The organism is Deltaproteobacteria bacterium (assembly GCA_020848905.1).
Classification (GTDB): Bacteria; Myxococcota_A; Polyangia.
The window spans coordinates 16,209-34,765 of the sequence record JADLHG010000029.1; the positions used below are offsets into that span (position 1 = coordinate 16,209).

An 18,557-nucleotide genomic window follows, 5' to 3' on the forward strand; every position below is an offset into this window, starting at 1 on the left:
TCCCCTTTTTTTATGGCCGCGGCGAGGGTCTGCCCCGTGGGCCGGGCGGCAAAAGTCGCCGGACCTGCGCTGCGAGGCGGGGGTCCGTGAGGTAGCGGCGCAGGCCGAGGCCCGCCGCCGCGTCCATCGGAGTGAGCGCCCGCCGAAGCCGCCGCTGGGCATCATCGCCTCCGCCTTCGGGGACGCGCGCCAGCCCCTCGAGCGCCGCGCGAACGATCCGGTCCGCCCGGGCGACCGTCCCCGAGGCGTCCCCCTCCTGCGTGCGGGCCCCGAGGGCCGCCACCCCCACGAGCCGCAGCGCGCGCTGCACGTCGTCGGGATAGTGCCGGACCGCCTCCGCGAACCACCTCAGGGCGCAGGGCAGGTCCTTGGCCAGCAAGCAGCCCTGCCCCATGGCGCTCAGCACGCCCGGGTCCTCGGGCGGATAGGGAAAACGGCGCAGCGCCCGTTCGTACACGGCCACGGCCTCTCGGGGCCGCCCCCCCTGCGCCAGGGCGTCGGCGTAGGCCCAGTGGCTGGCGCGGTGCTGCGGATAGTGTTCCACGACGGTTCGCCAAAGAGACGCGGAGCTGGACCAGATCCCCGCCTGGACGAACCCGGCGAACCCGAGCACCGCGACGGCGACAGCGGCCACGACGTAAGTCGCCCGCAGGCGACCGCGTCCCAGCGCCGCGACCCCCGCGGCGACGCACAGCGCCAGCATCGCTCCGGGGAGGTAGAGGTAGCTGTCGGCCGGCCCCCGGCTGAGCGGGACCAGCCCGCTCGACGGAGCGAACAGGATGGCGCCCGCCAGAAGCCCGAAGAGAGCCCGGTCGGCCCGTAGGCGTCGCGCGAGGAGGAGGGCCGCCGCGCCGCCCAGGACGGTTCCGAGCCCCGCGAACCCCCACGCCGACAGCCATGGGCGTGGGAGCTCGAGGAGGTACTTCGGCGAGAGCTCCGTCGGCAGCACGAAGTTCCTGACCTGCAAAAAGAGGTGCTGCGAGGCGAACGCGAGCGGCGAGGCTGCCGAGGAGGCGTGCCCGCCGAGCGCCCCGTGGCCCGCCTGGCCGCGGTACGAGAGCCAGAGGGACGCGGCGGACAGCGCGACGGACCCGCCCAACAGGAGAAGCGATGCCCCTCGCCGCAGAGGTCGGCGGAAGACCCAGCTCTCCGCCAGGAAGAGGAGCGGCAGGACCACGGCCAGGGGCTTGGCCCCGAGACTGAGGAGCTGCAGCAGGAGCACGATGCCGACGGCGCGCCACGCCCCCTCGGTGCGCTCCGCCACCCTCCGATGGACGAGGAGGGCGCCGAGAAGGAAGGCGGCGGCGAGAAGATCCTTGCGCCCCGTGGCCCAGCAGACCGGCTCGGCCACGATGGGGTGCACGGCGAAGAGGGCGGCCCCAACGAGAGCCGGGAGCCGCGACAACCCGACCACCCGCAGCAGGCGCAGCACGAGCACTGCGTTGAGCGCATGCAGCAGGAGGTTGGTCAGGTGGAAGGGCCAGGGGCTGCCACCGCCGAGGAGGAAGTCGAGGTGCTGACTCAGTACGGTGAGGGGCTGAGGATAGCCCAGGCCGGGGGTGAGCAAGAGCTCCCGCAGGCCGCGCGAGAGCGGCGCCACGATGAGCGGGTTGCTGACGATGTAGCCCCGGTCGTCCCAGTCCACGAACGGGAAGCTCACCGCCTTGCCGAAGACCAGCGCCACGAGACCGACGAGCAGCAACGCGTGGGTCCAGCTCGACGGCGCGTCGCGCGGAGGCTCGCCTCGACTGATCGTGGGGGACGGCATGCGTTCGCCGGATCATAGGAGGCCGAGGGCGAGATGCCAAACGCCGCGCGCGCACAATTGCTTGAGACCCGTCCGCGGCGGTATGCTGCCGCGCGATTCCAGCGCGGAGGCACGACGGTGAAAGAGGTCCTGCACTTTCTCGATCAAGAGCGAAGTCGCCATCTCGATGAGCTGTGCACCTTCCTCAGCATCCCGAGCGTGAGCACGCGCTCGGAGCACAAGGGCGACGTCCGCCGGGCCGCGCAGTGGGTCGCGGACCAGCTCGGCGCCGCGGGACTGGGAGAGGTGACCATCAACGACACGCCGGGGCACCCCGTCGTGACCGCGAGAAGCCCCGAGAAGAAGGGCGCTCCCACCGTGCTGGTCTACGGGCACTACGACGTGCAGCCCGCCGAACCGCTCGAGCTCTGGCAATCACCTCCCTTCACCCCGGAGGTCCGTGGCGGCAAGCTCTTCGCGCGCGGCGCTGCCGACGACAAGGGGCAGGTCTTCATCCACCTCAAGGTGCTCGAAGCCTTCCGCCGCACCGTCGGCGAACTCCCGGTCAACGTGAAGGTGCTCATCGAGGGCGAGGAGGAGATCGGCAGCCCGAATCTCGTACCCTTCGTGAAGAAGCAGGCCAAGGCGCTCGCGTGCGACGTGATCGTCGTGAGCGACACGCACATGGTGGACATCCGCGTGCCCAGCATCACCACGGGCCTACGCGGGCTCGCCTCCCTGGAGGTCACCGTGCAAGGTGCCAAGGGCGACCTGCACAGCGGCAGCTACGGCGGCAGCGTGGCCAACCCGATCCAGGTGCTCGCGGAGATCCTGTCGGCCTGCAAGCATCCCAAGACCGGGAAGGTCCTCATCCCGGGCTTCTACGACCAGGTGCGGTCGCTCACCAAGGCGGAGCGCGCGTCCCTGGCCAAGGTGCCGCACAGCGACGACAAGCACGCCAAGTCGGTGGGCGCGCCGGCCGTCTTCGGCGAAAAGGCGTACACCACCCTGGAGCGAATCGGCGCCCGCCCCACCTTCGAGGTGAACGGGATCTGGGGCGGCTACACGGGCGAGGGGGTCAAGACCGTGCTGCCGAGTCAGGCGCACGCCAAGATCTCCATGCGCCTCGTGGCGGACCAGGATCCGGAGGCGATCGTGGCTCTCGCCGAGGCACACCTGAAGAGCCTCGCGCCGCCGCACGCCACCGTGACCGTCAAGCGCCACAAGAACCTGGGCTGGCCCGTGCGGGTCAGCACCGACTTCCCGGCGATGCGGGTGGCGGCCGACGCGGTGAAGACCGTCTTCGGCAAGGAACCGGCCTTCACCCTGGAGGGGGGCTCCATCCCCGTGGTCGCGGACTTCAAGCAGGTGCTGGGGCGCGAGACGATCCTGCTCGGCTTCGGCCTCCCCGACGACAACCTCCACGCCCCGAACGAGAAGTTCGATCTGCGGATGCTCGACAAGGGGATGAAGACGGTCACGCACTTCCTGGCCGGCCTCGGAAGGTCGGCCTAAGGAAGGGGGACAGGGGGGGAGGAGGGGAGGGAGCCCGAGGCTGGGCGTCCCCTGGAATCTAGCGCTTGATCTTGGCCGCCACCGCGGTGAAGGAGATGGCTCCCGAGATGCCGTCGTCCTTGTCGAGCTTGCCGTCGCCGTTCAGATCCACGTCGGGGTTCTTGATCAGGCTCATCACGGCGGCCGACTTCACCTCATCGGTCGTGACGTTTCCGTCCCCGTTGCCGTCGAACATGGTCTTCAGCATGGTCTTCGTCGCCGCGTCGACCTTCGTGTCCTTCAGGTAGGCGTTGATGAGCCCCGCCATGGCGGGCGCGAGCTTGGAGTCGAACTCGGAGACGGGGATCGCGCCGGCGAGGATACCGTCGCTGATGCCCGTGGTGCTCACCGTCCCGCGGATCACGGCCTTCTTCAGCGTGAGCAGGACCAGGTCTGCCCCCATGGGCAGCGGGAAGACCAGCTCGCCGCCGGAGCCCTCGATCTTGCCACCCGTGATCTTGATGTTCACCTTGGCGGCCGGCGGGCTCTTGGCGTGCACGCCGAACTCCTCGGTGCCGGAGAAGTTATCCGTGGCGTTCCCGTCCAGGTCCTTGCCGAGATGCACCTGGATCGACGCCGCCGGGTCATCCGTGAGCGCCTTGGCGAAGACCTCGGTCAGCACGAGGAGCTGTCCCGTCCTCAACGCCTCGTTCATCCCGATCTGCAGCTCGAGCTGCTTCATCGCGGCGAGGACGCCGCCGAGCTTGTTCTTCTTCCCCTTGCCGTCCACGTCCTGCGCGTATTCCGTGTCGGAGGTGGGCAGGGTGACCTTGCTCGCCACCCCCTGGAAGAGCCCGCCGGTGGTGCTACCGCTGTCGGGCGCGGGTCCACCCATGTCGCCCGTATGCCCCATGTCCCCCATGCCTCCCGAATCGTTTTGGGTCGTGGTCCCGCTGTCAGCCGTCGTGGTGCTGCTGCTGCCGCAGCCAACCATCGAGGCGGCCGCGAGGACACCGGGGAGAATCCATCCAAACCGAGTACGCATAGTCTCTACGCTCCTTTTTGCTCAATAGGCGGGCGTCACTATACTGACGGCCCTATGTCACACGCAACGGGGAAGGTCGCCCCGGGTATTCCCGACGCGCCGTGCTATAGTGCGACCGGCGCTGCCCACAGCTGTGCGCAGGGCCCTCGCGCAGGAGGCTGCCATGGATCTCTCATTCACCCCGGAACAGATCGCGTTTCGCGAAGAGGTGCGGTCGTGGATCGCCACCGCGCTGCCACCGCATCTGGCGGCGCTCGCTGCCGTGGACGCCCAGTACGGGATGAAGGAGTCCATGGAGTGGCACAAGATCCTCTACCAGAAGGGCTGGGTGGCGCCGCACTGGCCCAAGGAGCACGGTGGGCCCGGGCTTGACGCCACGCGCCGCTTCATCCTGACCGAGGAACTGGAGCTGGCCGGCACTCCGATCCTGAGTCCCTTCGGACTGCACATGGTCGGGCCGCTCCTGATGCAGTTCGGCGCAGAGGCCCAGCAGAAGCGCTTCTTGCCCCCGATCCTGGCGGGTGAGGAGGTCTGGTGCCAGGGGTACTCCGAACCGAACGCGGGCTCCGACCTGGCCAGCTTGCAGACGCGGGCGGAGGACGACGGCGCGGGACACTTCGTGGTCAACGGTCAGAAGACCTGGACCACCTACGCGCAGTACGCCGATTGGATCTTCTGCCTGGTGCGCACCGACGCGTCGGTGAAGAAGCAGGCCGGGATCAGCTTCCTGCTCATCGACATGAAGTCACCCGGGGTCACGGTGCGACCGACCCTGACCATCGGCGGGACGCCCTCCTTCTCGGACACCTTCTTCGAGAACGTGGTCGTACCCAAAGAGAACGTGGTGGGGCCGCTCAACGGCGGCTGGACGGTGGCCAAGGCGCTCCTCGGGCACGAGCGAACTCTCATCGCGGCCGTGGGCTATTCGCGACGGCAGCTCCGGCGGTGCAAGCGGATCGCCGCCGAGGTCATGATCGGCGGGAAGCCCGCGCTAGAGCACCCGTCGTACCGCGCGCGCCTCGCCCACCTCGAGATCAAGCTCAGGGCGCACCAGATGGCCAACTACCGCGCGCTCGCCGGAGCCCAGCTCGGCCACGCCCCAGGGCCCGAGTCGTCGATCCTGAAGCTCGTGGGGTCCGAGATCCAGCAGCAGTGCTTCGAGCTCGCGGCCGACATCATGGGGGAGAACTCGCTCTCGTGGTTCAACGACCCGGGCGTCGTGCCCCCGCTCGAACAGTGGGTCGCGCCGGCGTACTGCTACAACCGAGCCACGACGATTTACGGTGGGAGCAACGAGATCCAGAAGAACATCATCGCCAAGTGGATCCTCGGACTCCCGGACAGGTAATGGGTGCGCGATGAACTTCGAACTTACCCCTGATCAGAAGCTGCTCGTCGACACCGTCACGCAGTTCGTGCGAAAGGACTCGCCCGTCGCGCGCTTCCGGGCCCTGCGCGAGGATCCCCTGGGCTACTCGCGTGACGTGTGGCGCCAGATGGGCGAGCTCGGCTGGCTCGGCGTCTCCCTCCCCGAGGAGGCCGGCGGTTTCGGCGGCTCCTTCGTGGAGAGCATGCTGATCCTCCAGCAGTTCGGCACCACGCTGGTCCCGGAACCGTACGTCCCGTCGGTAGTCCTGGCCGGCACCGCGCTCGCTCGGGCAGGGTCTCCCGCGCAGCTCGAGCAATGGCTTTCTCCCATGCTGGCCGGACAGACGTCGCTGGCGCTGGCTTACGGCGGTGAGAAGAACCGCGGGCGCGCGGCGGAGCCCCCCGTCCTCGCGCAACGCAGCGGCGCAGGCTATCGACTCTCAGGCGAGGCGCGGTGGGTGCTCAACGGTCACGGCGCGGACCAGGTCGTGGTGTCGGCACGCGCCCCGGAGGGCCCGACGCTCTTCGTCGTCCCGCGGACCGCTCCCGGCCTGCGCGTCACCCCCGTCCGCACCATCGACGGCCAGCACGCGGCGACCCTCGCCTTCGGCGACGTCGAGGTGCCGGAGGAGTCGCGCCTGGGAGCGCCGGGATCTGCCGGTCCGCTCCTCGAGGACCTCGTGGATCTCGGCGCCGCGGCCGCCTGCGCGGAGGGCCTCGGCGTGATGGAGCGCATGCTGCGCCTCACCGTCGAGTACCTGAACACGCGGGTGCAGTTCGGCGTGAAGATCGGCGTCTTCCAGGCGCTGCAGCACCGCGCGGTGGACATGTTCGTGGCCACCGAGCTCGCCAAGTCGATGGCCATCATGGCGGCGATCCGGGTCGGAGATCCGGACGTCGGCGAGCGGCGCTACGCCGTCTCCGCGGCCAAGGTCCAGCTCGCGCAGTCCGGTCGTTTCGTCTCGCAGCAGGCGATCCAGCTCCACGGAGGCATCGGCATCACCGACGAGCACGACATCGGCCTCTACTTCAAGCGCCTCCACGCCCTCGGCGTGCTCTTCGGGGATGAGGAACACCACGTGGAGCGCTTCTCGCATCTGCCGGTCTTCACGGCCGGCCTCGGGGGCTAGGTGGAGCTTACGCCGGGGCAGCGGGCGGCGCGCGCGCGGCTCTGCTTCGCGCTGGACGTGCCCGAGCGGGGGGCGGCGCTCGAGCTGGCGGATCGACTCGCTCCGGCAGTGGGCTGCTTCAAGGTCGGTCTCGAGCTCTTCGTGGCCGAGGGTCCCGACCTCGTGCGCGAGCTCGTACGCCGCGGGGCGCCGGTCTTTCTGGACCTCAAGCTCCACGACATCCCGGCCACCGTTGGGCGCGCCGCACGGGTGGCGGAGTCTCTCGGAGCGTGCTACCTGACGGTGCACGCGGACCCCGGAGGCCGTTCGGTCGACGCAGCGGTTCGCGCCGCACCCGGGGTGAAGATCCTGCTGGTCACGGTCCTCACGAGCATCGGCCCCGCCGACCTGGCGCCCGACCTTGCGGTCGGGGCGGCGCAGCTCGCCGAGCTCGTGAGCTCCCGCGCTCGCCTGGCGCGCGAGAGCGGCTGCGCCGGGGTGGTCTGCAGCGGCGGAGAGACCGCGCGCGTGCGCGCCGCGCTCGGTGCGGAGCTCCTGATCGTCAATCCCGGGATCCGCCCCGCGGGATCGGATCCCGGGGACCAGCGCCGGGCGGTCACTCCGGCCGAGGCCATCGCGGCCGGTGCCGGGTTGCTCGTCGTGGGCCGGCCGATCCGTGACGCCGCGGATCCATTGCTCGCCGCGCAGGGCATCCTCGCGGAGATGGCCCAGGCCGCGCGCCGCTGACGACCGGAGGCTAGGGCCTGGCCCCCCCGGCTCCTACCCCCGCGTCGGCGGGACTCGCCGTCGCATCACGGCCCGAAGAACGGGGCGAGGCGGCACCGTCGGGCGGCACCCGGTCCCGCATCCCCGGCACCTGCACCTGCGGGATCGCGGCACGGAAGGCCTCGAGCACCCCTCGCACCTGATCTCCCGTGAGAGTGGCCGTCACCATCACCTCCCGGCCCCGGCGCTGAAAGCGCAGCGCGTCGAGGAGCTCCACCGCCCCGAGGAGCCGCAGCAGGACCGACTGGCGGGCCTGCTCGATCTTGGCCGGCACCACGGTGATGAACGCGCGCGCCTGCCCCTCGTCGGCGAAGCTGAGCGCGGCCTCGCAGCGCGCCGGGGCCTCCGCGGGGAGGACGGCCTGCAGCCCGAGCGGCACCGGCACGTCGGCCGGCAGGCGAACGAGCCGCGGGAGGTTCACGGCCTGAAGGAGCAGCCCGGGGTCGCTCGCGGGGCTATGTCCCTCGCGATGCAGATCCTTCAGCCGGTCGATCAGGCCCTGCGGGGACCCAGGTCCCGCATCCGCCCGCGCCGACGCAGCGGCCGCCTGCAGGAGCGAGAGGTGTTTCGGATCGGTGAGGAGCGCCAGCCCCGAGCGCAGGACCACGACGCGCCGATCTCCGGCGAGCCGCGGAGGGGAGGGGACCTGTCCCTGGAGGCCCCCGCCTTCGCCTGCGCGCCACCGCAGGTGTTGACCGCCGTACTGGCCGCTCTTCTCGAAGGCCTGCTTCAGGCGACGCTCCGGCAAGGCGTGGCGAACGACGAGAAAGGTCTCGGTGACGCGATAGGGGTTCGGCGTCGCGATGAGCAGCGCCTGAAAGTCCCGGACCGGGTCGAGCTCGGTCGACCAGAGGAGCGTCTTAAAGTCGTAGAAGACGCCGAGCAGGCGCCGTACGGCATCGGCGTAGGGCGAGCGTCGGATGCGATCCATGCGCAAGACCAGCATCAGCGCGGCCTGGGGTGGCGCCAGGCGTGCCAGGGCCACGCGCGAGGTCCCGCCGCCGGGCGGCCCGGCGTCCGCGCGCGCGAGTCCCGGCGCGGCATCGAGGATCGGCTCCGAGGCGTCGGCGCCCCCCGCATCGCGCACCGAAACCGACGCTCGCAGCGCGCGCTTTCGCCGAAGGGGCGGCGGCGCCGGGTCCTGGGCGGCCGACGACGACAGCTGCGGCTTCTCCGGGGCCGCCTCCGGGCGCTGCATTGGGGCCACACCCAGCACGTTGTCCTGATCGAGCCAGGTGACGTCGAGCCGGGGCCAGCGGACGAAGCCTCCGCGCCAGGCCAGGCCCAGCGCGACGAGGAGGTGCAGCGCCAGCGAGACGCCGACGCACGCCGCGGTGCGCGAGAACCGGGAGCGAAGGGGGGCTTCATCGGCCATGGAACCGTGAGTAGACTACTCGGCGGCGGCGCATCCACAACCCCGGCGCGTCAGGACCCGGCACGGAGCAGGGTGACCGTGTCGTGGTGGTCGAGGGGTGCGGCCGCCGAGAGGAACGTCGTGGCAGCTGACCGCCAGTCTCGTCCGCGTCAGCGCCCCGCGCGCGCCGAGTTCGCGAGGTGGCTCGCTTGCGGCCTCGTCGTGTCGACCCTCCTCGTCCCCACCTCGGGAGCGCCGGGGGTCTTTCCGCGCATCGTCATCTCGCGCGCAAGCTATACGCTACGGCTCGAGCAGAGCCCGGGACGCGTGCGCGTCTTCCCCGTCGGCCTGGGGCGCAGCCCTCGCGAGGAGCGCGAAGGGCCGACCGGAACCCTCTTCACCGGTACGGACCCCGAGGACCGCGAATTCTACGACCCCGCGCGACGCGAGCCCGCCTACCTCGGAGGGCTGCCCTTCCTGCGCCTCGACGGGGTGACGCGTCGCCAGGCGGGACGGATCGTGCGCCCCTACGGCATCCACGGGCCCGTGACACCGACCCTCATCTGGGGGCCCGTTTCGGCGGGCTGCGTGCGCATGCGACCTTCGGAGCTCCGGGAGCTCTTCCGGCTCGCACGTCGCCGCCCCCGGATCCCCGTCGTCTTCACCGACGCACCCGACGCCGAGGCGGAGCGCCGCCTCGCCGCCGCGGGGAACTCGACGGACTGCCCTGAATCCGGAATCGGAGTGCGCCGCATGGGGCGCCTCGGGCCGGGCGCGGCGCATCACGACCGGAGCTGCGGCGGCGTGGACCATTGGTACGCCATCACCTTGCAGTCGGGCGATCTCGTCTCCGCCGAGCTGGACCACGACGGCTCGCTGCGCCTCGAGCTCTACGGGCTGCGCGCCATCAGCACGCTGGCAAACGGAACGCGTCGGGTGCTGCACCGGGTCCCGCGGCTAGCCCGTTACCGCGGAGAGCGCTACCTCCGGGTCGTCGCACCCGCCTCGCCGGGCAGCCACCCGAGGGGCGCCGTTCCGTATTCCCTGCGGGTGGCGGTGCTCGGCGCGCCGTAGCGCCGGCCCCCGCCGGCGCGTCCCGCCGTTACAGACCTAGGCGCGACTCGGCGCGCGTCTTGATGGCGTAAGCGCCTCGGTGGTGGGGCTGCACGCGCAGCACGGCGAGGGCCCTCGTGCGGGCGAGGCGCCAGTGCTTCTTGCGGAGCGCCTGGCGCGCCCCCGCGAGGTTCTTGCTCACGTTACGGCGCTGCCCAACGCTCAGCTTCGCCTTCGTCTTCGCGTGGCTCCGGAGCGCTTTTCCGGTGCGCGTGGCGGTGGCCGGTTCCTCGCTCGCCCGCTTCTCGTCAGCGGCCTCACCCGTCGGCGCGAGCTTCGACGGTGCGGAGGAGGAAGCGACCGCCGGTGACTCCGACCGCCGGCTCGACGCCGTCGGCACGGGAGCCGGATCCGGCGCGCGCTTCGCCAGGACCACCGCGACGACCACGCCGAGCGCCACGCCCACGGCGAGCCCGGTGGCGAAGCGGCGCGGATTCACGGTCCGTGCGCGCAACCGCGCCACCGACCCGGGTCGCGCCCCGGCCGTCGAGCCGCTCCAAGATGCCGCCACGGCGACCGTCGCTGACGCCTCGGCCCGCGGAGCGAGGGCGTCACCCATCGGAGCGAGGACCGGCATCACCGGCACGGCCGGCATGGCAAGCACGACAGGCGCAGTCGGCATGGCGGGCGCGATCGGAGCGGCTGGCGCCGCCGGAAGGGCCTGCGGCTCCGACGCGACCGGGGGCGCAGCGGGCTCCACCACGGGCACCGCCACCCCCTGGATCACCGCCTCGGGCCGCGTAGAGAGGAAGGCCTCGAGGATCCGCGCGGGGGGCGTCGGAGGAGAGAGCTCCAGCGCAAAACGCCGGTACTCCTCGGCAGAGAGCTTCTCCGCCTGACGGATGAGCTGCGCGTGATCCGCCAGCGCGGTCTCCGCCCACTCGGGGGGAAGCTCCACGCCATCCTGGCTCAGCTCCTCCCCGCGCGCGAACCACGCGGCCTCGATCTCGCGGGTCATCACGCGCCGCCGAGGCAGGTCCTCGGTCCCGAGCTCCAGCTCCTCGGTCAGCTCCTCCAAAGCCGTCAGATCGACCGGCTGCGTGACCAGGTGCGGCAAGAACGCCCCGAGCGCCGGAAGGGTCGCCACGGGAACGGGTGCCGACGCGGGAACGGGTGCCGGGACGGGGAGGGGGACAGCCAGCGAAGGGGCAGGGACTGAGACGAGCCGGGGCGGAGTCACGGGGACGCCCGCCAGCGGTGTCGACGGCTCCACCACCTCGTAGGCCTCCTCGGTGACCTCTCCCTCGCGATCCAGGCCCACCCGGACGTGGGTCCGCTTGAGCGCATTCATGTCGTAGACGACGTACCGGAACCCGGGCCCATCGGGGCCGGCAAGCTCGAGCACCACGTAGCGCCGGTCGAGGATCTTACCGATCATGAGGCTGATGCCACGGGTGGCCGATGACAGGGCGGGTTGGTGGTCCGACATGTGCGGGAAATGAAGCAATCGCCGTACCATGGCGGTGGGCGAGACCGTGCGCTCCGTGGTGCTGGCGCGGCGCGGAGTTGCGCCGGAATTCCCGCACGCTCCGGGCCCGCGGGTGGAGACTCGACCCCACGATTCCTGGGAGCGAGCACCCCACCCCGTGGCCCGCAGGCACCGGTGCGTGGTCCGGCGCAGGACGGGGAGTGCAGCCTACGGGAAGCAGGTGTCCAGGGTCTTCCGGGTCGGATCCTCGGGCAGAGGCTTCGTCTTCATGCAGAGCTTCGTGTTCTCGCCCAACGACGAGAACTTCCCGCACGAATAGCCGTCGGGGCACTTGCCCTCCGCGTCGCAGGGGGTCGCGCAGTAGTCCTCGCGGGAGTACGAGTTCAGACGGAGGCAGAAGCCTCCCGCCACGCAGCCCCCCTCTTCGGCCACGGTGAACTCCGTGTTCCCCTCGGGCAGGGTGTAGTGCGCGACGCAGGGCTCGCAGAGCTTCGCCTCGGGCTTGAAAGCGTATCCGGCCTTGTGCCGGCACTGCAGCTTGCCGTTCCCCACGTCCTCGCAGGTGGCGAAGGGAGGACAGGTATTCCCTCCCTTGACGCAGGCCTTGCTGCAGTACTTCTTCTGATTCACGTCCGCGATGCACAGATTGGCCGCATCGCCGCACTGGTCCTCCACTGCGCACGGGTGTCCGAACTGACGGCGCATGCAGCGTTTTTCTGCCGGTCGGTTCCCCGTCTGGGCGGAGGCGCAGCGGAAGGCCGCGGGGCAATCCTGGTCCGTCTTGCAGGCCGGCGCGCAGTACCGCTCGGTGTCCCCGGGGACGCCCATGCACTTGTAGCTCTGCGCGCATCGCCCATCGATCGAGCAGTCGTGTCCCATGGTGTAGGGGCGGCTGTCGTACCGCCGCGCGTAGCACGAGGTCTTCCCGGGTTCTACCTCGCCGCAGTCGAACGCCCGAAGGCACTCGTTGGCGACGCAGACGAGCCCCGGGCCGCAGCTCTTGTCTTTGGGATCGCAGGGACCCCCGAGCGTACCGGCGCGCTTGCTCGGGTTCGGGTCGCTCCGCACCGGCGGGCATTCCGCCTGCTTGCGACAGGCGCGCGAGCAGAACTTGTCCACGCAGAGCTTCGAGCCGCAGTCCTCGTCCTTCGCACAGGGCAGACCGTAGGCGGCCGGCCCGGCGTCGGCTTGTCCGCCCCCGTCGGGCCCGGCGGGGCCACCGCCGTCGGAGCACGCGGCACACGCGAGCCCGAGAGCCGCGAACCATGCACGGAATGTCGATGATCTCATACGATTGCCTCGGTCTGAGAAAAGCGGCACGAACATGGGGCGAGCGCCTCCCGCGAGTCAACGGAATTCGCCGCCCCACGCGTCCCCGGTCGTCCCTGCCCGCCTTGACAGCCCCCCTGCCCTGGGCTACCAACAACGAAACCCATTGCGAATGGAGCAGTACATGCTCAGGCCGGTCGGTTGGTTCCTCATCGCTGGGCTGCTCGGGGGAGGCTGCTCGGGTAACAACTCCGCTACTCCAGACGGAGGCACCAAGGGAGATGGGAAGGCGATGATCGCGGACCTGGGCCTCGCTCTCGACGGCCCGGGCGCGTGCGGCCCGAGCACCTATCCCTGCGCCCCCTACGGTACGCGGAACGACGAGGTGGCCAGTAACGAGACGTTCCTGGCCTTCGCAGACCCCGGCGGCTTCTGCAAGACCCACCCCGACGAGAAGATGGATGCCACGACCGTCAGGCAGATGGGCTTCCATAGCTGGTACCAGTGGGACAGCAAGTGCCCGACCAAGAAGGCCAAGCTCGCCTGGTTCATGGTCTCGGCGGGGTGGTGCGGGCCGTGCTGGAAGGAGATCCAGGCCGCGAGCGACCAATATCGTGCGGGTGCCATCGACGATCGTGTGTCGATCGTCGAGATCGTGTTCGAGGACGACCAGCACAAGCCTGCCACCGCCGAGTGGACCAAGAACCTCTGGATTCCGAAGTTCAACATCCCGTTCCCGGTGCTGATCGACCCGGCCTTCAAGATGGGCAAGTACTTCAACAAGGAGGCCGTGCCCTTCAACATGCTCGTGGACCTCTCCACGATGAAGATCTACTACCAGCAAACGGGTGGTGACTTCAAAACGATCGGCGAGAAGATCCAGGCCTTCCTGAACAAGTAGGGTAGCGGACCATGCGGCGGCTTCTCGGTGCGGCTCTCGTCGGCGGACTATTGCTCGTTGCACCTTGGCCGGGCGGCGCCGGGACGACGAACTTCACCGTGCGTGACCTGAACGGACGGTACCTCCGTCTGAGCGACTACGACAAGAACGTCGTCTTGATGAGCTTCTGGACCACCTGGTGCAAACCGTGCCTCGTCGAACTGAGACATCTGGACAAGTTCTATCGCAAGTACAAGGACAAGGGCTTCGTCGTGCTGGGCGTCGCGATGGACGGTCCGGAGACGCAGGCCAAGGTCTCTCCGACGGTGCGCAGCTATCGTCTGGGCTTCCCGGTCTTCATCGACACGGACAGCCAGGTCGTGAAGCTCTACAACACCAAGCGCGCGCAGCCCTTCTCGGTGCTCATCAAGGGAGGCAAGGTCGTCAAGACCCGCGCAGCCTTCCAGCTCAGCGATCTCCCCGAGATCGAGCGCGAGATCCAGGCCCTGCTCAAGTAGCGATCCTCCTCGGCGTGGTGCTGCTCGGGCTCGGCGTGCCCCGGGCCGCGAGCGCGTGGGACTTCAAGATCAAAGGGCAGGAGTTCAACCTCGGCGTCACCAACACGCTCGCCTACACGTACCATTTCGACAACGACGAGAACGGCGGCGAGGTGGATGAGGACGACAAGTTCCACCAGTTCATGAACACCCTCGACGTGAGCCTGGCCCACCGGGAGTTTCGACTCGGTGGACGCTTCGACCTCCATCTCTTCGCCAACACCCCGTTCACGCAGCGCTGCCCCGGCGGCGCGAACGACCCGAGCTGGTGCGCACGACGCGACCGTCGCTACGTGAACAGCTTCGTCCCCGAGCGCGTCTTCCTCATCGTGGCGCGTCCTGACTTCGATCTGACGCTCGGGGACTTCTACGTCTCCTTCGGCAAGGGGCTGGCGCTGAACGTGGTGAAGATCGACGACCTAGGACAGGACACCACGATCCGCGGGGGCAAGTTCGTCCTGCACCAGTGGGACCTCGGCCTGACCTTCGTCGCCGGCGAGTTCAATCCCCTGAACCTGGACGAGGCCACCGGACGCAAGGCGCCCTGGGCGGCCGAACCGATGGTCGGCGGGCGCATCGAGTATCGCTTCTTCGACCGGGTGCTGGCGGGCCTCCACGGCGTCTGGGTCCTCACCGACGACCCGAACTCGCCGGGCGCGAAGAAGTACACCACGGACCACGACGCGATCTTCGGCCTCAGCCTCGAGGTGCCGCAGCTCATCGACGGCCGGTTGAGCCTGGCCGCCGAGGTGGACCTCCAGCGCACCGTCCGGCTCGGAGAGGTCGTTCGCGGGCCAGGAGCCGCAGGGGACTTCAAGGGGCTCGCGGCCTACGCCACCGCGACGCTGCAGCTCGGAGACCTCACGCTACTGAGCGAGTTCAAGTACTACGACGACTTCGCGCTGCGCGCGCCGGGCGCGGTGGACGAGCCGTACGCGCTCTACTACCACCAGCCTCCGACTCTCGAGCGGGTCAACGCGCTCGTCTCGGATAACCTGAGCGTGAGCGGCACGCGCCTGCGCGCCGACTACAACTTCGGGGCGCTCGGTCCGGTGGAACTCATCACGTACCTCAGCATGGGCTTCTTCCAGAGCTGGGGGATCCCCGGCCTACACCGCGTCTTCGATCCCTACGCCGGCTTCGAGCTGCACTGGAGCGAAGGGAAGGGGCACCTGAACGGCATCGGCGGGGTGCGCCTCGAGCAGGACCGCGAGGACGGATCGACCTACACCCGGGACATCCACCTCGACGTGGATCTCGAGCAGGCGATCCGTGGCAGCCACTCGGTCAAGCTCAACGCGCTCTGGCAGAAGCGACAGCGCAAGGGCCTCTTCGACGCGCAGAACTGGAACGAGATGGACCTCGTGCTGGAGTACAAGTGGTCACCATACCTGGCAGCCGCCTTCAGCTACGAGCGACAGGAAGATCCGTCCGTCGTCATGGAGGGGCACCACTACTTCGGCGGGACGCTGAAGTACTTCTTTACGACCAGCAGCTTCGTGAGCGTGCGGGCCGGTCAGAACCGGCCGGGCCTCAAGTGCTTCAACGGCATGTGTCGGCAGTACCCGGCGTTCGCGGGCCTGCAGGCGATGGTCGTGGGGCGCTTCTGACGGAAAACGACTCGCCGGCTCACACCGTCGCGTCGTCCTCGAGATCGAAGACCAGCTCGACCCGGTCCTGCAGCTTCAGCGCGCCGAGAAGCGCCTTGTAGGGCGCGATGCCGAAGCGACTCGGCGTGAGGACCACCTTCCCCCGGACACGACCCCCTCCGCGCTCGAGCTCGATCGCGAGAGGCTGACGCTGGCCGACGAGCTCGAGAGTCCCGGTGGCGCGCGGTCGCTCTGCCGTGGAGAGGTCCAGCTCCCCCTCGAAACGCACCTCGGGAAAGCGTCGGATCTGGAGGATCTTCTCGCGCGCGGTCTCCTCGATATCGCGCCGATCTCGCGCGCCGAGAACGTCCGGCTGGAGCTGCGTGCCGACCATGGCCCCTTCGAGCTCGAGGCTGTCGCTGCGGAAACGTGCGCTCACCTTTCGCTCCTCGACCTGCACCTCGAACCGCGTCACGCGGAAACGCAGGTCGTGGCCGAGTCGTGAGAGAAGCCCGTCCTTGAAGGTGAAGACCTGTACGCTCCCGTTCCGGATGACGCTCATGGATCGACCTCGAGGGTTCGCTGCGCGCGCACCGCGTCCTTCGCCTCCCAGCCTCGCGCCCGCGCCAAGGACAGCGGGTAGCGACGGTAGAGCAGGGTCACTCGCACGGTGATGCGCGCGCCTGCCGCTGCGGCTGCGTCGAAGGAGTGCTGCGTGGTGGCCGGCTTCCCGGGCGGAAGCCGATTGTCCGAGCGGAACTCCACCGCCCGGAAGAAGGGCACGTCCAGCGCCCCGTCACGGTCCTGCGTGCGCTTCGCGAACAGCGTTCCCGGCGCTCCGGCGAGCGCCGCCGTAGGCCGTTCGCTATCCACCGCCAGCGCACCCACGGTGGCCGCGTCGCCGACGAGGGCCAGCGCGCCGTCCGCGATGGGGCCAAGGTCCCGGTCGAGCGTCAGCTCGCCGCCGCTCACCGCCTGGATCTTGGCCACCCCGAGCGGCTGGTGGAGCTCCATCCCCTTCTCCTTCGGCGTGCGGCCCGGCACGCCAAACCAGCGCAGGGCAGGGTAATCGTCGAAGAGGCCGGTGGGGTTCACGAAGCGCACCCACGCCTCCTTGACCGCCGCCGGCCAGCTCGCCCCCGGGGGGGCGCGTAGCGTTTTTCCGACGAGCTGCGCCCGACCGGGCCCCAGCCGCTCTTCGGCCAAGCTCCCCGCCCACGCGGGAACGGTGTGCCCCCCCGTCGCCCGGAGAGGTTCTCCCTTGGCCTCGGCTTCCACGAGCAGCACGAGCTGCCGCATCGGGCTCCCCGTCGGAATGCTGTGCCCGGCACCCTCGTTCGTCAGTCGGACCGTCACGTCCAGCTGCGCCCCCGAGCGCTGCGCCGTCACGTCCACCTTCACCGGGTCGCGAAGGCTCTCGCGCGTGGGATCCCCGGGCGCCGCCGTATATCCCGCCGGTGCCGGGGGCAGCCGGCCCGCGAAGAGGTGCTGCCGCACGTCGCCGTAGGGCCGATACCAGCCCATGACCCCCGACGGCACCGGGGTCAGGCCCTTAAACTCGAAGGTCTCGGTCTTCTCCGTCGCCGCAGGAAGGTGGCAGTGCTGGCACTCGAGCCCGCGCTGCGCGGCCTGGCTCTGCGTCCATTCGAAGTACGTGTCCTGGATCGGCAGCCCCGCGGGCCACTTCGTCCGGCTCACATGCGGCACGTCCTCGGGGCGAAAGCCGGGCTCGGACCACTGGTGGCAGGCCGAACAGAACTCGGAGCGCGCGAACTGCGGCGCATAGATCGCCCCCATGATGATGACCGTGGAATCCGAGTGCGGACCGAACATCGTCTCGGGCTCGGAGAACCCGGTTCGGCCTGCCGGCCCCGGTCGGAGCATTCGAATGGCCCCGTCGCGCCCCGGCCGCTCGTTCACCAGGACCTCCTGGATCTTGTGGCAGAAGTCGCAGTGGATCCCCTTCTCGTAGGCGATGCCCCGCACCCGGTTGAGGTTCGTCGCGCCCGGCAGATGCTCGCGGCTGGCCGGCGCGTGGCAGTCGGCACAGCGCCCGGTCTGCGTGGGTCTCGCCTCGGGCGCAGCCTCGGGGTCGTCGCAGGTCGGGCGGCCCTCGCCACCGCAACGCGCGGCGTTCAACGTGTCGAGCACGCCCCCCTCGGGCACGTAGCACTTCTTCACCCGCACCGGCGCTCCGGGGGCCTGCCCCTCGCGCCAGGCTCCCCCCGCGGCACGGCAGCTGGCCTCGTCGCGAAAGCCGGACGCGGTCCCGTTGTACACGTCGTGCAGGTTTGGATTCCGCGCGGCCCCCGCGTGGGCGGACCGTTTCCAGGTCTCGAGATGCATCGAATGGCAGTGCCGGCAGTGCGGCGCCGCGTCGAAGGCGTCGGGCGACTTGAACTCGTAGTTCGGATTGTCCACGACCGCCACGCGCTCGAGCTCGAGCCGCTGCGGGAGGCGCGGATCCAGGACCTCGATCCCCTTGTTGAAGAAGCCGACCTTGCCCGCCGTGAGGGCGATCTCACGAAGCGGCACCGGCGGATCCTTCACCGTGAGCTCGAAGCGCCCCTCCGCGCTCGTCACGACGCTCTCGGGTCGCCCGCCGAAGCGCACGATCGCGCCCTCCACAGGCTGGCCTCCGCTGGTCACCATTCCGACGAGGGGCCCCGTCCAGACGCTCGGTGGAGGTGGGCCGTCCACGCTTCCAGCATCGGGCGCGACGGCCGGGGAGCTCCCGCAGCCGTATCCGAGCCATCCCAGCACGAGCACCAGGCTTGCCCGCTCGAGCTTTCCACCCAGCGCGCGCATCGGTCGCGA

15 protein-coding genes are annotated in these 18,557 nt (G+C 69.8%); 8 read left to right on the plus strand and 7 right to left on the minus strand.

Going from position 1 to position 18,557, the window contains the following annotated elements:
* Positions 1-10: 10 nt before the first annotated feature.
* A complete protein-coding gene (locus IT371_11405; protein ID MCC6748258.1) occupies positions 11-1,768 on the minus strand; it encodes a tetratricopeptide repeat protein in 1,758 nt (585 codons plus the stop codon).
* Between the two features lie 33 nt (positions 1,769-1,801).
* Between IT371_11405 and IT371_11410 the strand changes: the two genes are divergently transcribed.
* Positions 1,802-3,262: a dipeptidase gene (locus IT371_11410; GenBank protein MCC6748259.1), complete on the plus strand. Its 1,461-nt coding sequence runs from the start codon at positions 1,802-1,804 to the stop codon at positions 3,260-3,262.
* Positions 3,263-3,320: 58 nt separating this feature from the next.
* Here IT371_11410 and IT371_11415 read toward each other — a convergent pair whose 3' ends face one another.
* On the minus strand, positions 3,321-4,286 hold the full coding sequence (locus tag IT371_11415; protein ID MCC6748260.1) for a hypothetical protein: 966 nt from the start codon (positions 4,284-4,286) through the stop codon (positions 3,321-3,323).
* 163 nt (positions 4,287-4,449) lie between these two features.
* Between IT371_11415 and IT371_11420 the strand changes: the two genes are divergently transcribed.
* From IT371_11420 to pyrF, 3 genes are read left to right on the plus strand one after another with little or no spacing between them, the layout of a single operon-like run.
* Complete coding sequence (locus IT371_11420) at positions 4,450-5,634, plus strand: acyl-CoA dehydrogenase family protein (protein MCC6748261.1); 1,185 nt, start codon at positions 4,450-4,452, stop codon at positions 5,632-5,634.
* A gap of 10 nt (positions 5,635-5,644) precedes the next feature.
* On the plus strand, positions 5,645-6,784 hold the full coding sequence (locus IT371_11425) for an acyl-CoA dehydrogenase family protein (GenBank protein ID MCC6748262.1): 1,140 nt from the start codon (positions 5,645-5,647) through the stop codon (positions 6,782-6,784).
* Positions 6,785-7,510 (plus strand): orotidine-5'-phosphate decarboxylase, encoded by a 726-nt coding sequence (gene pyrF / locus IT371_11430; protein MCC6748263.1) that lies wholly within the window; start codon positions 6,785-6,787, stop codon positions 7,508-7,510.
* A gap of 10 nt (positions 7,511-7,520) precedes the next feature.
* Here pyrF and IT371_11435 read toward each other — a convergent pair whose 3' ends face one another.
* Positions 7,521-8,924 carry a hypothetical protein gene (locus IT371_11435; GenBank protein ID MCC6748264.1) on the minus strand — a complete coding sequence of 468 codons (1,404 nt, stop codon included), beginning with the start codon at positions 8,922-8,924 and terminating at the stop codon, positions 7,521-7,523.
* Positions 8,925-9,044: 120 nt separating this feature from the next.
* On the opposite strand from IT371_11435, the gene IT371_11440 reads away from it, so the two are divergent.
* Positions 9,045-9,977, plus strand: coding sequence for a L,D-transpeptidase (locus tag IT371_11440; protein ID MCC6748265.1), 933 nt, complete (start codon positions 9,045-9,047; stop codon positions 9,975-9,977).
* Positions 9,978-10,005: 28 nt separating this feature from the next.
* On the opposite strand, the gene IT371_11445 is transcribed toward IT371_11440, so the two are convergent.
* Both IT371_11445 and IT371_11450 read right to left on the minus strand, forming a co-directional pair.
* Positions 10,006-11,394, minus strand: coding sequence for a hypothetical protein (locus tag IT371_11445; protein MCC6748266.1), 1,389 nt, complete (start codon positions 11,392-11,394; stop codon positions 10,006-10,008).
* Positions 11,395-11,652: 258 nt separating this feature from the next.
* Positions 11,653-12,735, minus strand: a complete 1,083-nt coding sequence (locus IT371_11450; GenBank protein ID MCC6748267.1) for a hypothetical protein — start codon at positions 12,733-12,735, stop codon at positions 11,653-11,655.
* A 163-nt stretch (positions 12,736-12,898) separates the two neighbouring features.
* Here IT371_11450 and IT371_11455 point away from each other — a divergent pair, with 163 nt between their 5' ends.
* Genes IT371_11455 through IT371_11465 form a run of 3 tightly spaced genes read left to right on the plus strand, consistent with a single transcriptional unit; the run spans position 12,899 to position 15,761 of the window.
* On the plus strand, positions 12,899-13,615 hold the full coding sequence (locus IT371_11455) for a hypothetical protein (GenBank protein ID MCC6748268.1): 717 nt from the start codon (positions 12,899-12,901) through the stop codon (positions 13,613-13,615).
* A gap of 11 nt (positions 13,616-13,626) precedes the next feature.
* A complete protein-coding gene (locus tag IT371_11460) occupies positions 13,627-14,112 on the plus strand; it encodes a TlpA family protein disulfide reductase (GenBank protein MCC6748269.1) in 486 nt (161 codons plus the stop codon).
* A gap of 14 nt (positions 14,113-14,126) precedes the next feature.
* A complete protein-coding gene (locus IT371_11465; protein MCC6748270.1) occupies positions 14,127-15,761 on the plus strand; it encodes a hypothetical protein in 1,635 nt (544 codons plus the stop codon).
* Positions 15,762-15,780: 19 nt separating this feature from the next.
* Here IT371_11465 and IT371_11470 read toward each other — a convergent pair whose 3' ends face one another.
* Both IT371_11470 and IT371_11475 read right to left on the minus strand, forming a co-directional pair.
* On the minus strand, positions 15,781-16,302 hold the full coding sequence (locus IT371_11470) for a YceI family protein (GenBank protein ID MCC6748271.1): 522 nt from the start codon (positions 16,300-16,302) through the stop codon (positions 15,781-15,783).
* Positions 16,299-18,548: a hypothetical protein gene (locus IT371_11475; GenBank protein MCC6748272.1), complete on the minus strand. Its 2,250-nt coding sequence runs from the start codon at positions 18,546-18,548 to the stop codon at positions 16,299-16,301. Before IT371_11475 ends, IT371_11470 begins: the two co-directional genes overlap by 4 nt.
* Positions 18,549-18,557: the final 9 nt, after the last annotated feature.